The organism is Paenibacillus sp. S-12, assembly GCF_030363895.1.
In the GTDB taxonomy this organism is placed as follows: domain Bacteria; phylum Bacillota; class Bacilli; order Paenibacillales; family Paenibacillaceae; genus Paenibacillus_B; species Paenibacillus_B alvei.
In genome coordinates, this window is the sequence record NZ_JASIUF010000014.1 from 107566 (window position 1) to 125147 (window position 17582).

At 47.7% G+C, this 17582-nt stretch carries 7 protein-coding genes and 1 CRISPR repeat array; all 7 genes read right to left on the bottom strand.

The features are described from left to right. Positions 1 to 14 precede the first annotated feature (14 nt). The gene (cas5b, locus tag NO352_RS14010; protein ID WP_005546401.1) at positions 15 to 815 is read right to left on the bottom strand and encodes a type I-B CRISPR-associated protein Cas5b; all 801 of its coding nucleotides are present in this window, start codon (positions 813 to 815) and stop codon (positions 15 to 17) included. An 11-nt stretch (positions 816 to 826) separates the two neighbouring features. Then, positions 827 to 1816 (bottom strand): type I CRISPR-associated protein Cas7, encoded by a 990-nt coding sequence (locus NO352_RS14015; protein WP_268600408.1) that lies wholly within the window; start codon positions 1814 to 1816, stop codon positions 827 to 829. A 24-nt stretch (positions 1817 to 1840) separates the two neighbouring features. Beyond that, positions 1841 to 3748, bottom strand: coding sequence for a hypothetical protein (locus NO352_RS14020; RefSeq protein WP_289355926.1), 1908 nt, complete (start codon positions 3746 to 3748; stop codon positions 1841 to 1843). Positions 3749 to 3770: 22 nt separating this feature from the next. Beyond that, positions 3771 to 4475 (bottom strand): CRISPR-associated protein Cas6, encoded by a 705-nt coding sequence (locus tag NO352_RS14025; RefSeq protein ID WP_289355927.1) that lies wholly within the window; start codon positions 4473 to 4475, stop codon positions 3771 to 3773. A 308-nt stretch (positions 4476 to 4783) separates the two neighbouring features. Continuing rightward, a CRISPR array of direct repeats spans positions 4784 to 8054; the repeat unit is 30 nt; unit sequence ATTTCAATACATCTAATGTTACTGTTCAAC. Positions 8055 to 8312: 258 nt separating this feature from the next. Further along, positions 8313 to 9782 (bottom strand): MDR family MFS transporter, encoded by a 1470-nt coding sequence (locus NO352_RS14030; protein WP_289355928.1) that lies wholly within the window; start codon positions 9780 to 9782, stop codon positions 8313 to 8315. Beyond that, a complete protein-coding gene (locus tag NO352_RS14035; protein ID WP_197266971.1) occupies positions 9779 to 10006 on the bottom strand; it encodes an MbtH family protein in 228 nt (75 codons plus the stop codon). Before NO352_RS14035 ends, NO352_RS14030 begins: the two co-directional genes overlap by 4 nt. Positions 10007 to 10359: 353 nt before the next feature. Then, positions 10360 to 17574 (bottom strand): amino acid adenylation domain-containing protein, encoded by a 7215-nt coding sequence (locus NO352_RS14040; protein ID WP_289355929.1) that lies wholly within the window; start codon positions 17572 to 17574, stop codon positions 10360 to 10362. Positions 17575 to 17582: the final 8 nt, after the last annotated feature.

Below are 17582 nucleotides of genomic sequence, written 5' to 3' on the forward strand. Positions count from 1 at the left end.
CATATGATGCTCAATTATAGAAAATACAATGTTTGATCACCATCTGCATATAGTCTGCTCCAATCGGATTCCTTCAAGGTATCCGGATCAATCTCTTGATTGGTATACACCAACGGTTGCGTGACATATCCATTATTGGCTGCATTCAAGCCTACAGGCATATGTTCCTGAAAGTAACTCTGCAGCCCTCTATTTTTAATAGTGCCACGAGCATCACATCCAATGTGGGCTGCCCGTAAAGAATCTATATAATACGGGGCCTCATCCAACTGTTCCAATTCGATTAAGCATGGCTTCGAGATAGTGGCGGGGTGATCATTTTTTCCTAAGTACGGCATGAACTCCGCTTTGGAGTTCAATATATAATCAGCTAGTTTTTCAAATACCTGATCTGATAACCCCTTACAGTCCGCTATATAGACAGTCCAATGCGGACGCTCAATCCATTGCTCTCGTACATTCAATACTCCGCCTGCTTCTTGGCTTGCATAACCTACTGTATTGTTAAAGATTTGAATTTTTTTAGAAAAATATCCGCGATCTCCATGTGGAACAATACTGACTCTAGTATCCCGAAGCACTTCATAAAATTCCGGGAAGATTGCAATTTCACTTTCATCTGCCTTTGAACCTGTAGACCTCATCCTATTGCGCTCATGCTGCCGAGCGTATCCGCTAAGACCGATAATTGCGCCAAGCAATCCATATAATGCAACCTTATGAATGTGACTATAAGTAAAATAGGCATGGACATTTACATCTGGCTTCTTGAAAAAAGCAGTTTCGCCACTAAGCTCGAATCGGAGTGCTCTCATCGTTGTCCCTCCTATCGCTGACTAGCCATCTCCTGTTTCTCCCGAACAATCGCTTTCCGTGTAAAAATATTAAAGAAATTCGCCCGAGGATATGCTAGTTCAACATCCGCCGCATAAGGATTTACATATACTTCTACGCGTTCTATCCAATCATCTGCATCGGATAATAGAGATTCAATAGCTGTTAAATCGTAAATGGTTTGGTCTTTATTTTTTCTAACAGAAACATATGGATCAAGATTCGGCATGTAAGCCGGGACATCTGCTTTGAACTCGATAAATAAGGCAAAAGCATTCTCCGCTCCCGACTTGCTATTCGTATTCTGCATCGTTGCTCCGATCAATGCTCCTTGCTTGAAGGCTTCGTACGCTTCTTCTGTGTATCCTTCGAATTCTTCCATGCCTGGAAGCTCCAAATAATGATCATAATGCTTCGGATTCACGGAAAATGGATAGATGTAGTGTGCCTCATCTACTGTCGTCTTTTTACCGATTGAAGTAGCATCCTTGTCAGCGCTTTTTTCATTCGAATTACGGAACGGCGATAGAATGTCCTGTACTTCAACAGAAGTTCTCCCCCATTTATTGAATCCTTGTCCAATCTGAACAGCACCTGCAAGGCCAATATTTTGTTCTTTTACCGCAAATGTAGCGCCAAAATTCATAACATCTATACACTGAAATAACCGAGTTAATACTTCTGATGAGCTTGAAGATACTTTCTCTCCAAATAATTCTTCATAGCGCTCATCAAGTGAGCGAGGCTGTAATTTATCCGCCTCTTTCCCCTTTCCAGCCGCCATCTTATAGGAGCGGATATACAGCACTTTATGGCCTTCTTCCTCCCAATATCGCTTGATGCTATATTTAAACGCTTTGTCACTTCCGAAAATTTGTCCATTGCTAATCGTTTTCGGATGACCTGAAAAATCCGCATTCCAATTTGCCATTCTGCTTACAATTCCAACTAACCCTACAACCCGGTTATTTTTCTTTGCCATTGCAATCTCCTCCTCAGCAACTAATTAATCTTCGGAATTGCTAGATTTATCGTTTTTCTCAAAGAACCAGTTATCTGCGAACAAGCCAGCCATAAACATCTCCATCCCATCTTCATCCATATCAGCATCTGGTACATAACCAAACACACTTGAAAATGCCCGATTGAACTTCACATGTTGAAGTCCAATCTTGTGCTTATGCAGAATATAGGCTTCTTGCAAGCGAACCTTCATCTGCTCACTTCGTTTGGCCATCAGGAATGGCCCTAATAACTCCCCTGTTTTTTGCTGAGTCTCCGATTGACTTTTCAAGTAATAGGCAAGTTGCCCCACTAGGAAATAATATTCGTTATCATTGCTACAGATACAACCACTGTTCCCCGCTTCCAGCTTCGTCTTTAACGATTTCATCACTTCAGCAATCCGGTCTGACACAGTCATTCCTCCTTCATTTCGTTCTAAATAAGATATTAACGACAGCCTAAAGTTCATGGCATCTGCAAGCCAGCGCAAGTCAAGCGAATACCCATTGTTCTGTCCGACAGGTTCCACATACATCAGTTGCTCCTGAATGAGCCGCAAGGTAGTACGTGCGAAAAGCGGACGAATTGTGATCTCCGTCCCTTTATACAACCAGTCATGAAAAGCTTGTCTGCTCTGTATGAACAACGCAGCCATAATGGAAGTAAACTCATTGCTCTTCGGCTTTGGTTCAGCACGCACAAACTGTTCATTCATGCGCCCCCTGAAGAAATGGCGGCTAATTTCTCGCTGCAGCTGCTCGACATTCTCGATACGGGGATATTCTTTTCTCATTTTCTCTTTCCCCATCGTAATCCCCAATACATTGTTAATACTGATTTTTACTGACACTTCCGTAGGGAATGGAACGTTTTCATAATCCAGCACTTCATTTTCTTTCCCGTCTATATAGACATGATAAGCGCCTTCAGGTTTAGCGGTGAATGATAAAGTGAAGTCCTTCACGTAAGAAAGCTTGTTCATCACATTTTTCGGTTTTGACAGAAGCCATTCCGATGCGCGCTTGATTAAAATAGCGTCCTGAAGGGATACACGGATAGGAACCTGCACGCGCATACTTTTATGTTCAAGATATGGCTTTTTACTATTCATGCTGACGTTGAAGCTCGGCAATCCAACTAATTGCCCATCAACTATTTGGTTATAATCATTGCTGTTATATATTTTCGGAATGGTATAAAGGAGGTGCTCTAGCCTATACATTTGCTCACATCGTTGTGATTCTAAGGTGTGGTCATCTTGCGTAGAAATGAAGAACAGTTTTATGTAATTTCTAAATTCAATGGATTTAATAAACTCCGTCAAGTGTTGTAAATTGTCCGTGTACCATGCAGCAACTCTAGCAACACGTTCACTTCGCTCGTCACTGATGAGATATTCCAATGCTGCTGCGTATTCTGTATTGCTGAACAAGATATCAGGAGTTAGCGCGTCAGCACCTTTTTGTAACTTTTTCGGGAGCAGACTGTTCCACTTCTGCTGAATCTCATTCGGCTTCGTCATATCCAAAAATCGATTCACATGCTCCTGCATGGTAGACTTGTTGCTGCCCTGCTTCTCCCCCAAGAACACCTCGCGTTTGGCATACAGTGCAAATGGATTATTGCTATGGATTTGTTTGCCCGGATCTACTGCTTTGTTCATTGTAATAAGTGAACTATAGTAATCCCGTGTGATAAACCAATCATACAATTGTTGCTGATTCGGTGCTGCATCGTCCTTCGCTTGGATAATGATATGATTCTGAGTGAATTGCTCAGCTTGCTGTTCCCAGCTCTGATCAAGCCGTAATCGGATATATAAACCCTCTTTCGGTTGGTGAGAATCGAAGACGATATTAGGAAACTTACCTTTGGCCAGCAAATAACTATCTGATATGTCATGCAGCAAGTCCAGCCCCTCCTTTCAGCAATTAATTCAGACCCTGGGCAAGACAGAAACCAGCCCCTAAAATTGACCCCTTCTCTGCTGCGCCCGATCCAAGAACGACATGCGCCAGTCGCTGCGACCAAGCATCCTCACGAATAAACAACCGGAACTTGTTGCCGAGCAGCTTGCGGCCTTTGTAGCAATAAGCAATTGGCTTGCTATTCAATAATTGAATTCCTTCGGCAAAATAATAATCAAGCCGTATCGGCTCATCCGGGAACAAGCTGTTAGCCTTCTTTTCTGCGTTAGAGTGCACCTGCTTCAACAATAGTTCGATATCCCCACCTGGTACCCAAGGCTTATTATCAACGGTAACAATTGCAGGAGTCACCGTTATAAGTTCTGTTATATGCGTTAATTGTTTGCTATGTACATTTGATACGGCGAGAAGTTCGATATAATCGTTACCTCTCTCTACTTGCAATGCAGCAGAGATACGACGCAATGTCTGCTCGATCGAACTTCGTATTTCGATAACATATACCTTGCCCTGCTTGTAGATTCCATCATTCTCTCTCGGATAAGGTGCTCCATACACATAATGCTTGTATGCGGTTTCGTAATGTGAATGTTTCAACATGGGATCATGCAAGCTGGCCCTTCCTATCCAAGCACTTATACGCTCAGGCCATTCCAAATAATGTCCCGACTGCTTCAGCATGACCGTCGCCTTTAATTCAAAGTACATATCGTTCCCCTCTCCTAAGTAGATTGAATATTATTACCTATTGCAGACTCTAGTAATGAAACGATATAGTAGAGCAATAGAATGAAAGCAAATTAAATATTCATTATTTAACTGTAGCGTGCGATGCATTGAAATTTTTGACTTTAAATTATGTTCTAAAATCAACAGTAACACATGGTGTGATTTCCCTATAACTATAGTACCACTATTTACAACTGTTAGGAAGAATCATTTTGTCTTTATATAAAACTTTAAAACTAATATCCTTCAAAAGGAGAATGCGCTACAGTATAGGTGGCGCTTTTATTAATTTTGTACTTCTAATGTTACTGTTCAACCAACTTTCCCTTACATCCCCATATCCATTCCACGATATTTCAATACATCAAATGTTATTGTTCAACAGTGATGTAAAAAGATCGAACTCGGCCCCGCAATTGTATTTCAATACATTTAATGTTACTGTTCAACACTCGTGATCCGGGTAACCGAAGCAATCCAGGAGTAATTTCAATACATCTAATGTTACTGTTCAACAGCTCTAGAGGATACGGGGATATTATCAAACTTTAATTTCAATACATCTAATGTTACTGTTCAACAGTAACACTTAACTTCAACTATTATAATAGTTCATTTACTTCAATACATCTAATGTTACTGTTCAACAGTTTCAACTTCATCCAAATGTTGCTCGTGTAAGTCATATTTCAATACATCTAATGTTACTGTTCAACATTTTACGGACAATCGTGAAATCAATCATGTATCCCAATTTCAATACATCTAATGTTACTGTTCAACTAGTGCCTTTTTTCTTTTTACGGCTTTGCTTCAAAAATTTCAATACATCTAATGTTACTGTTCAACTTCGATAGATGTCATTTTATCCATTCCTTTCTCACCATTTCAATACATCTAATGTTACTGTTCAACCATCAACAGGATCGACAGCAAGCGAAACCGCCGCCTATTTCAATACATCTAATGTTACTGTTCAACGCATTTGCCGCTCTGGTCTACGTCTGCGCCCACCTGATTTCAATACATCTAATGTTACTGTTCAACTCCTATCTGGCGCTACAGGTGATATTTTCAATGCTTTATTTCAACACATCTAATGTTACTGTTCAACTTGCCAATCCTTTATATCCAAGATCAACTGCTGTTTATTTCAATACATCTAATGTTACTGTTCAACAAGATAATTCCCCCGTAATAGGATCGATGGTGATGATTTCAATACATCTAATGTTACTGTTCAACAAAGCACCAACCAACTGGAACAATGCTACGAACAACATTTCAATACATCTAATGTTACTGTTCAACATGCTCCGAAGTCCAGCGTTCGTGGAATTTATTTTGATTTCAATACATCTAATGTTACTGTTCAACGCCGCGCTCTCGGTCGCATATAAGATTCGTACTCATATTTCAATACATCTAATGTTACTGTTCAACGCAGACGAGACGAAAACGGAGGATAAACCGTCCACGATTTCAATACATCTAATGTTACTGTTCAACGCAAAAGCGCCGCTAACGTAGTTTATTTCCGCCCCAATTTCAATACATCTAATGTTACTGTTCAACTTTGTGCTGACGAGCCTTATACGGGAGGAATTACGAAATTTCAATACATCTAATGTTACTGTTCAACTACAACGTTTTAAGCTGCGGAGCCGCTGGCGTGTCCTATTTCAATACATCTAATGTTACTGTTCAACGACTATCGTTGGAATAATCGTCCGGTAGTTCGAGCGGATTTCAATACATCTAATGTTACTGTTCAACTACTGGCCGGAGTATTGATGTCATAGAGATCACTTTATTTCAATACATCTAATGTTACTGTTCAACAAGTCGCAATTTGACGAATCAAATATTAGAGAGGAAATTTCAATACATCTAATGTTACTGTTCAACTTCACCTAATCCGGTCATGACGACTCGGGATTTCCTATTTCAATACATCTAATGTTACTGTTCAACACCGAATCATCGTACGCTGTAAATAACATTGCAATATTTCAATACATCTAATGTTACTGTTCAACGACGATGGAGGCTCCGGGGGATTACGTCTATATTGGATTTCAATACATCTAATGTTACTGTTCAACGCGATTACCACTCGCTTAAAACCAAATTCCTGAATAATTTCAATACATCTAATGTTACTGTTCAACTCTATTCTCTTCAGCATCCCCGGACGATCAAGCGTCATTTCAATACATCTAATGTTACTGTTCAACTTTAATAGCTGCAGAGGGATAACAATGGTGGGTTGGTATTTCAATACATCTAATGTTACTGTTCAACGGGCGTATGCCATGTTAATTTGTTCAATGTAGTTCTATTTCAATACATCTAATGTTACTGTTCAACCGGTTCCGGAGTTCGAGACACTGCCTTCTGGAGACTATTTCAATACATCTAATGTTACTGTTCAACGACGTTGCCCATTCCAATTTCACATGCCCATCTTTCATTTCAATACATCTAATGTTACTGTTCAACTAGATCACGCGTGCGCGTTCGGATTACCTGATTCTTATTTCAATACATCTAATGTTACTGTTCAACATTCCGGATCCGTATACTCTGTAAGAGCTCCGCCAATTTCAATACATCTAATGTTACTGTTCAACTCATAAGAATATTGCTAGCATCCTCGGTGTACCGAAATTTCAATACATCTAATGTTACTGTTCAACCTGGGCTGCTGGCAGCGGCATCCCTTGTAATATACTATTTCAATACATCTAATGTTACTGTTCAACGCAAATAATAACTGAAGCTGACATCCTAGTTCCAAAATTTCAATACATCTAATGTTACTGTTCAACGGGCGTGTCTAGCAAAGAAGATTGGAAAAGATATTTATTTCAATACATCTAATGTTACTGTTCAACGAAAAAGCAACATGGAATGCAAAGGCAAACACAGAATTTCAATACATCTAATGTTACTGTTCAACGATCATCTATACAGTGCCACTCCATCTGCTCCAACGATTTCAATACATCTAATGTTACTGTTCAACTGCCGGAACGGGCAGAGCTTAGCCACTGGGAGCACTATTTCAATACATCTAATGTTACTGTTCAACCCAAACTCAATACCGATTGTTCGTCGTCATATTTTTATTTCAATACATCTAATGTTACTGTTCAACGGATTATTGAACAATCTACTTTTCAGCAATAATCAAATTTCAATACATCTAATGTTACTGTTCAACGTTACCAAATGGATGAGATCGGTCGGAAATATGGATTATTTCAATACATCTAATGTTACTGTTCAACAATTTATCTTACTTCATCCAGGCGCAAATAATCGTATTTCAATACATCTAATGTTACTGTTCAACTATCCGGAGTCAACCCCGTGAGCCGGATGTATGCGAGTATTTCAATACATCTAATGTTACTGTTCAACAGTTCGATAAAAAAAAGAAAAAGGTATCGGAACTACATTTCAATACATCTAATGTTACTGTTCAACCTATTTGCGATTTGAACGAATATCGACGGATTTGCGATTTCAATACATCTAATGTTACTGTTCAACCCTAGATAAATCAGGCTTTTTCAAAACACTAATATAGCAATTTTACTACAACCACGCGGGTTTCACTATAATTTTCCCAACCTAAAACGGAATTTTCTGAAAACTCGTCAAAATTGTTCTAAACCTTTACTGTACTTGGATATTGCCTCTATCACTTATCCACGACGGTTGGGAAAAACAGACTATCTCTGTAATAAAGATAGAATATTGAAGCATTAAATTCTAATATTTGGGCATAGATACGTGATCTTTTATCCCCTATCCTTCAGCCTTTACAGGCTTCGTCGCAGGAATGGAAGATTGCCGAGATTTCATGGTCGTGGCGGCGTCGCTGTCCTTAATTCGGAAGGCGGCACATAAGCCAAGAAGCAGAAATGCAGCCGCACCGATCAGGGCGGTACGGTAAGCGAGAAGATTCATTTCAAGCTGTCCAGCATGGGCAGCATCTACAGCTCCGTTCATCACTTGCCCGCTTGCCATTGCAGCCATGATGGCGGACAACACGGCCATTCCTATGGCCGGTCCTAGCCTGTTTTGAACCGCGAACCAAGTGGTAGCGCGCCCTATCGAGGCTGGAGGTACGTTGGAGAAGGCCGCGATCTGAACGGCTCCGACTGTATGTCCTAAGCAGAGGCCGACCGCGAACAGCATGCCCCGTATGAGCCACGGGCTTGTTCCTGCCCCAACCATGCTTAGCAGCACGAAGATCGCCGATGTGCAGAGCAGTCCGACAATAATAATTCGCTTGGGTCCGTACCTTGGATAGAAGCGTGGTACAAGCTGCGAGGACACCATAAGTCCCAATGCCTCGGGGAAAGTCGTCAAGCCGGCATCTAAGGCCGATGCTTGCAGCGCATGCTGATACATGAGCGGAAATACATACAGCATGCCGAGCAATCCCGCAGCGGAACACATGGCGACAAGTCCTGCCGTCCGGAACAAGCGGTCTTGCAAGAGCCTTAGATCCAGCAACGGCTGCTGTACTCGCAATTCAACGAAAACCAGTCCTGCCAGCAGCACCGTTCCCACACTGCCCGCAACGGTTATTACAAGTGAATTCCAGCCCTGCAGCGGACCTTGGCTAAGCGCATACATCACCAGTCCGAGCCCCGGTGCCGACAACAGGACGCCCGGAACATCCAGACGGCCCGCCTCCGGCTCTTTGTGCTCCTGCAAGTACAAAAGGCCAAGCAGCAAAGCAGCAATTCCAAGCGGCAAATTCACATAAAAAATCCAGCGCCATGAAAGGTGTTCGACCATAACACCGCTCAGGATTGGCCCCACTGCGGGTGCAATTGCGATTGGAAGCACGAGCGACCGCGAGATTTTCGCCCGCTCCTGGGGAGGGAATGTCCGAAACAGCATAGCCATTCCGAGTGGAGTAATTAAACCTCCCCCAATCCCCTGCAGAATGCGGTAGAAGATCAGGGAGTGTACATCTGCAGCCGTTCCACACAGCACCGACGCACCAGTAAATATCGCAAGTGCAAGCAAGAAGATGCGCTTGGTGCCCCATCTGTCTCCCAGCCAGCCTGCCAGCGGAAGTACTATCGCAATGCTTACCAAATATCCCACGTTAAGCGCTCCCGATGCGGCTGGCGGAATGTGAAACTCGTCGCTTATCGTCTTCAGCGCAACGTTGAGGATGGTCGCATCCATGGCAACCACGAACATGGCTGCCACGTACACGATGCACACTGCTTTTTTCGGATCCAAGCGCCTGCTCATTGAGCCTCTACCGGCACGGATGCCACTGACGCCACCAAGCTTCGAGGCCTCATATCTATCCAATGCAAATTAATATATTCGATGCTCTCTTCCCGAGAAACGGGGCCAAGAACCCTGCTCCAGCCCTCAGGTACGGCTGCGAAAGCCGGCCAAAGCGAATATTGCTCCTCATCATTTCGAAGAACCAAAAACGAGCCGTCTGCTTGTTCAAAAGGATTTGCCATTCTGCAACCTCTCCCCTTCATATGTAGGTTTCATGTGAATTTCAGATTTGGATTTTAGATTTCGGATTCTGGTTTCCCATTTTTCAGACTCAGATTTCGAATTTTTAAATTTGAATCTGAAAAATGGATTTCTGATTAATTTCAGTTGGCCTGTCGGCTTGCAAGTCAGTTCGGGTAAGATCTTCATTGCCAAGCCGACTACCCTGGCCATATGCAGATACTGCTCATTGAAAATATTTAGTTCGCATTTTGTTGCAACTATTGATCCCTTGTTCCCCTTCTCCCCTTAACTTGCTCGACTAATCACTGCAAAAGAAGGATGGTCTCCTAAGAATTGAGGATACAAAGGATACCTACACATGCATTTCAGAAACGTCCTTCCTGCTGCTCGCATTTCGAAGCTTCTCTAGGATGCTCGCCCCAATTTCAGCTAGAGGCCCTGGCTGGCATAAATCCTTATGCCGGCATGCAATATCATGGCGTTCGATACGGCCGCCCACATAAGGAATCCACATCTCCGGCTCAATCGGATCGAACCAATCTGGAATGATCGTCGAGCGGAAAAACAACAGATCTCCCTCGTACCTTCTTGGCACATAAGCACCTAACAGGCGAACCGAATTCTCATACGTAACCTTCAAATTCATAATCGTCGCTTCATCCAGTGTAGCCAAGGCACTGCTGTCGCTGCGCAAAATGCGGATTGCGCTTGCAATCGTCAGCGGCTCATCGCCGATACTGTCGCGGTCATAGCCTCCCAAGGCAAGCAGGGCGGTCAGCGCCTCCTCCTCATCCGGTTCCCCCCGAATCGGCAAGTAGTGGCTCGGATAGGCGTCCAGCATCGCCAGAAACGCAATCTCTTCCCCTTCCTCTTGCAACTGCACGGCCATCGCATGCGCAACATTGCCGCCCAGCGACCAGCCCAGCAAGCGGTACGGTCCCTGCGGTTGAATCAGGCGAATGTGGCGAATATAATCAGCCGTCATCTCGTCTAGTGTCTGCGGAAGCTTCTCAGCCTGCGCAATTCCGCGTGCCTGCAAGCCGTAAATTGGATAATTCACGCCAAGATGCTTCATTAATCCGGCATAGCACCAGCTTAAGCCACCTGCCGGATGGACGCAGAACAGCGGAATCTCTTCGCCATGCGTCCGCAGCGGCAGAAGCACTTGGAGTGCACTGTTCCCGCTGTCCCGATCCAGCTCCATTCGCTCGGCGAGTCCAGACACGGTTGGCGCCTCAAACAATACCGCAATGCTAAGCTCTCGCCCAAGCGCTTCGCGGATGCGGCTGATAAGCCGAACCGCAAGCAGTGAATGTCCTCCAAGCTCGAAAAAGCTGTCATCGATCCCGACGCGGCGAAGGCCCAGCACTTCGGCGAACAAATCGCAGAGCACCTCTTCATGCGGCGTTCTCGGGTTGCGTCCATCTGCATCAAGGACAATATCAGGCGCCGGAAGCGCCTTGCGATCCAGCTTGCCATTCGGCGTGAGCGGCAGCGCATCCAGCCCAATAATGGCTGATGGCACCATATAATCGGGAAGCATAGAAGCCGCATGTCGGCGCAGCTCCACCGCGTCCCAAGGAGCATTTGCAGCAGGAACCACATAAGCCGCAAGCCGCTTGTCACCTGGGTTGTCCTCCCGCACAATGACCGCCGCCTGCGCTACGCTTGGATGTTTGGCAAGCACGACTTGAATCTCGCCCAGCTCGATGCGGAAGCCGCGAATTTTCACCTGATGATCGGCACGGCCCAAATAATCCAGTCCTCCACCAATCACATGCTTCGCCAGGTCTCCAGTGCGGTACATTCTGCTTCCAGGCGGGCCAAATGGATCGGCCACGAACCGCTCCGCCGTCAAGCCCGGCCGGCCCCAATAGCCGCGCGCCAAACCTGCTCCGGATACGTACATTTCTCCTGTTACGCCATACGGTACAGGCTGCAGTGCATCATCCAGCACATACACCCTCAAATCCGGAATCGATCCGCCGATAAGGCTGGATGCTCCCGGAACGTCGCTATTGCGATTCAGCTCATTGAAGCTGACATGAACTGTCGTCTCCGTAATCCCGTACATATTAATAAGCCGCGGCGCATCATCCGCATGCCGTTCGTACCAGTCTCTCAGACGGCCTAGCTCCAGCGCTTCTCCTCCGAAGACGATATAGCGCAGAGACAGTGCTTGCCCGAGGTTCGGATGCTCCCTGTCCGCCTGCATGAGTTGATAGAAAGCAGACGGCGTCTGATTCAGAACCGTTACCCCTTCTTGCACAAGCAGACCCAGGAACTCCTCTGGCGATCTGCTGACAGCGTGAGGGACAATGACGAGTCGGCCGCCATGCAGCAGCGCGCCCCATATTTCCCATACCGAGAAGTCGAAAGCATAAGAATGGAACAATGTCCAGACATCATCGGCGCCGAAATGGAACCAATGCTCGGTTGCGGAGAATAGCCTTACCACGTTTTGGTGCGGAACAAGCACACCCTTCGGCTTGCCCGTCGAGCCGGACGTATAAATGATATAAGCCGGACTGTAAGGAGAGAGCTTGCGCCTGCACATCTGCTCTATAGGATCAGATTCGGAACAGCTTGCTAACTGGCGCATCACTTCTGGATCATCCAGTAAGATGCGCGGCACAGCCCCCATCCCCCCATCCGGGAGCTTTTCAATCGTACGACGATCCGTGACAATACATACAGGGCCTGCATCCTCCAGCATATAGGCAAGCCGCTCCGCGGGATAATCAGGATCAAGCGGCAAGTAGGCTGCTCCTGCCTTTAATACAGCCAATACGCCGACGATCATTTCCATCGACCTTGGCAATGCGAGCGCCACAATATGCTCAGGCCCAACCCTGTGCTCCATCAACAGATGTGCCAAGCGATTTGCCCGCTTATTTAATTGTTCATATGTTATTGCCGCGCCTTCATGGACGACAGCAATGGCCTGCGGCGAACGAACTGCCTGCGCTTTAAACAATTGCGGAATCGTGGCCTGCTCAGCATGGGGGACAGTTGAACTCCATGCCAGCCAATCCTTCGCTAGATCGTTCCGCTCCTCAGGCAATAATATATCAATTTCTCCAATCGGCTTGCTTGGTTCTAAGGCGATGCTTTCCAATATGCGCACATAACGCGCTGCGAGCATCTCAACCGTATCACGCTTGAACAGGTCTGCGCTGAACTCTACAATCCCATCCAGACCATCTGGCGCTCCATCTGCATTGCGGCGCTCGTTCAGTTCCCAAGTCAAATCGAACTTCGCCGTATCCACGCTCTTAATCTGCAGGCTTGACGATAATCCTGGGAATTGCAGCGACGCCTCCGGCGTATTTTGCAGCACCAGCATGATTTGGAAAAGCGGATGCCTCGCACGCGAACGAATCGGATTCAGTATTTCAACAAGGCGCTCGAAAGGCACATCCTGATGCTCATACGCCTCCAAACTGACCTTGCGCACCCTGGACAGCAGCTCTTCGAAGCCTGGATTGCCCGACGTGTCGGTGCGAATGACAAGTGTATTAATGAACAGACCGATCAAACCGTCAAGCGCATCATCGTTACGGCCTGAGATCGGGCTTCCAAGCGGAATATCATTGCCCGCTCCAAGTCGGGTGAACAACACGGCCAACGCAGCCTGCAGCACCATGAACAAGCTGGCCCGATTGCCTCGTGCAAGCTCTGTCAGCCGACCATGCAGAACAGAATCAATTTGCAGCCCGACGGTGCCTCCCTTATGACTGGCGGCCGGAGGTCTCGGATAATCCGTAGGCAACTCCAGCTCCTCTGGCAATCCCTTCAGAGCTTCCGTCCAGTAATCGAGCTGGCGCGCGATAAGACTGTCCGCTTGATCAGCGCTTCCAAGCAGCCGTTCCTGCCACAGCGCATAATCAGCATATTGGACGGGAAGTCGTGTCCACGCAGGCGCCTCGCCCCGGCAACGCGCCTCGTAAGCAATCGACAAATCACGAGTCAACGGCGTGAGCGACCAACCATCGCCTGCAATATGATGCAGCAACAACAAGAGCACCTGCTCCTTCGCCCCCGTCCGGAACAAGTGAACCCGCAGCGACGGCTCCTCCGAAAGACGGAAGCTATATCGTGCTGCTTCCTCTAGCTTGTCGTGCAGATCCTGCTCACTTACGTCCAGCACATGGAACGGTATTTGTACATCCTTGGAATGTTGTATCACTTGACTTGAAGTGCCATTCTCATCCGGAAAAATCGTGCGCAGTGTCTCATGGCGATCCACCACATCAAAAACAGCTGCCTGCAGCGCCTCGACATTCAACTCGCCCGACATTCGGGCAACGAGCGGAATATTGTAAGTAGGCGTTGCCCCCTCTAGCCGGTACAGAAACCATAGTCGCTGTTGGGCAAAAGAAAGCGGCAGCCGCTCAGGCCGCTTGCCTAAGCTCGCGCGAATGGCTGGTCTTTGCTCCTGTGCAGGTTCGAGACGCCGCACAAGAGACGCTGCGGTAGGCGCTTCGAACAGGCTTCCGATATTCATCTCAACGCCGAATGCCTCTCGCACACGCACCATAACCCGTCCCGCGAGCAAGGAATGACCGCCTAGAGCGAAGAAATCATCATCGATGCTTACGCGGGCAAGACCCAGCACTTCTGCGAACAGGGCGCATATGATTTCCTCTTGCGGTGTACGCGGTTCGCGACCCGCTGCTGCGGCAGCGCGCTCTGGCGCAGGCAGAGCTTTGCGGTCAATTTTGCGATTCGGCGTAAGCGGCATAGCATCAAGAACAACGAAAGCAAACGGAACCATGTAATCCGGAAGCTTCCGTGCTGCATATTGACGCAGTTCCTCAGGTTCAAGTCCTGACGATGATGATGGAACCACATAAGCTGCCAACCGTCGTTCACCCGCATAATCCTCGTAAAGCGTAACCGCTGCTTGCGATATGTCAGGATGGGCATCCAGCAGCGCCTCTATTTCACCGGTTTCGATCCGGAATCCGCGCAGCTTCACTTGCTGATCCGTGCGTCCCAAATAATCGATCGTGCCGTCTGCCAACCAACGCACCATATCTCCTGTTCGATACATTCGAGTACCAGGAGGTCCGAATGGATCGGCAATGAAGCGCTCAGCAGTCAAATCCGCACGTCCCAAGTATCCGCGCGCAAGCCCGGCGCCTGCAATATACAGTTCTCCCGCTACCCCAGGAGGCACTGGCTCCAACGAACTGTCGAGCACATACAGCCTTGTATTCCGAATTGGCCGTCCGATAGACGGCTTGTTCGTTGGACTATGATCAAGCAGCCCCGCGGTCGAATAAATCGTCGTCTCCGTCGGGCCATATTGATTGTTGACCTCGCCGTTCAACTCCTGCAGCGCCAGCTTCAGCGCGAGCGGTATCGCCTCTCCGCCCGAAATCATCTTGAGCCCGGCGAATCGTTCCGGCTTGCTGTCGGCAAGCGCCTGCCACAGCGTCGGCGTCGCCTGCATGATCGTCGCGCCTGTTGCCGCAATGCGGCTTGCCAGTGCGGACGGATCCAGAATCGTTTCCTTGCGGGCAATGTCGAGTGCGGATCCGGATATAAGCGGCAGCAGCAGTTCCATTACGGATATATCAAATGATATCGTAGTGACGGACAGCATTCGATCCTGTTCGCTCAGCGCCAACCGAACCTTCATGTCATGCAGCAGATTCGCCAAGCCGCCAAATGTAAGCATGACCCCCTTCGGCTTCCCAGTAGAGCCGGAAGTGTAAATGACATATGAAATGTGCGATGCTGAGATTGCCCTGATCCTATCCTCATCTGTAGGATTGTGAGCAGGTGATTGCACCAGGGCGTCTACGGTTGCCGATTCATCCAGCACGATGGTCTTCCTGTTGCAAGGGGGCAAGCTCGCGGACGTCTCCTTCGTCGCAATCAGACAGATTGGATCGGCGTCCTCCAGCATATAGGCAAGCCGTTCGAACGGATAGTCCGGATCAAGCGGCAAATAAGCGGCTCCTGTCTTATGGATAGCCAATATGGCAATGACCGCATCCAGCGAGCGTGGGAGAGAAAGCGCCACAATACGATCGGGCCCGACGCCGTAAGAAATAAGGTAATGGGCAAGCCGATTTGCCTTCGCATTCAACTCTCCATATCGAAGCAGGTCGTCCTCGCACACGACCGCAACTGCCTCGGGAGCGCGCTCCACCTGTTCCTCGAACAACTCTGGCACACTTATGCTCGGCACATCATATGCAGTATCGTTCCACTCCTCAAGCACCTGTCGGCGTTCTTCAGGCGTAATCACCGGAAGCTGTCCAAGAGGCCGATTCGATTCGGCATGCGCAATTCCATCCAATAGATGCAGGAAGCGCTTCTGATGGGCATACAGCTCGTCCAAGCTGTAGATTTCGGGATTCGCGTCGAAGTCGAGACGCAGCCCGCTGCCATCCGCATGGCTGTATACGTTAATCGTCAAATCATCGACAGGCCCTGCGGACAGGTTGCTGACTTTGCCGCGATAGCCTGCGAAGCTGACATCCTCGACAAAAGGCATGACGTTAATGAGCGGGCCGAATAACCTTCGGTTGTCGCCAAGCAGTTTCAAGTCTCTGCGCAAATCCTGATGGCGATACCCTTGATGGCGCCGAATCATGCGAATCTCACGCGACACCTCCCGCAGCAGATCGCCAAGGCTTTTCTCCGAACTCACCTCCACACGAAGCGGAAGCAAATTCATAACCATGCCGGGAACGCGCAGTGCGGCTGATCCTAGTCGGCACATTACAGGAAGACCGAGAATGACCTCCTCTTCCTGTGTCATCCGATGCACATAAATTGCGGTCGCTGCTGCAAGAACATCCGGCCAGCTTGTTCCCGATTCAGCTGCAATCGACTGCCATCCACTCACCGTGGCGGCTGGAATATGCGCAGTGCGGCGCACGAAGCGACGGGCCGTTCGCTGCGCATGTCCTCCTAGGCTAACTGCTTCCGGCCTGTCGGAGAAGCGCTCCAGCCAGAATTCCCGGTCGCGGTTCATCTGTTCCGATGAACGATATGCCTCATCCTCCTCCAAAATGGATTGCAAGGAACCGAACGTTCCTGCTCCATTCGGAAGAGCATAGGTTAATGCTGTATAGTTTTGCGCCACGCGCTGCATCAGCAATGCTGCGCCGAATCCGTCAATGACAATATGATGAATGCGCTGATACCAGAGATAACGCTCGCTCTCGATCTTAAACAGCGCCTCCGTGAAGAGAGGCCCTGTGTGCAAATCAACGGGCTTCTCCATATCGCGGTTCATCCACGCTCGGGCTGCGCCTTCCGGGTCAGCCTCTCTGCTCAGGTCAATCATGTGCAGCATCCAGTCATCTGTGGGAACGATCTTCTGCCATGGACCGTCTGCATCCTCTCCGAAGCGGATATGCAGCGCATCGGCCTCTGTCACCGCCTGACGCAGGGCCGCTTCGAAGCGAGCAGGATCTATCGGCCCGCGGATGTCCACACATTCAGCGGTGTTGAATATAGGGTTGTCAGGATCGAGCTGCTGCGCGAACCAGATTCCAGCCTGCGCTCCCGATAGCGGCCATCGTTCCTTCTCCTGATCGTGCATGATGATGA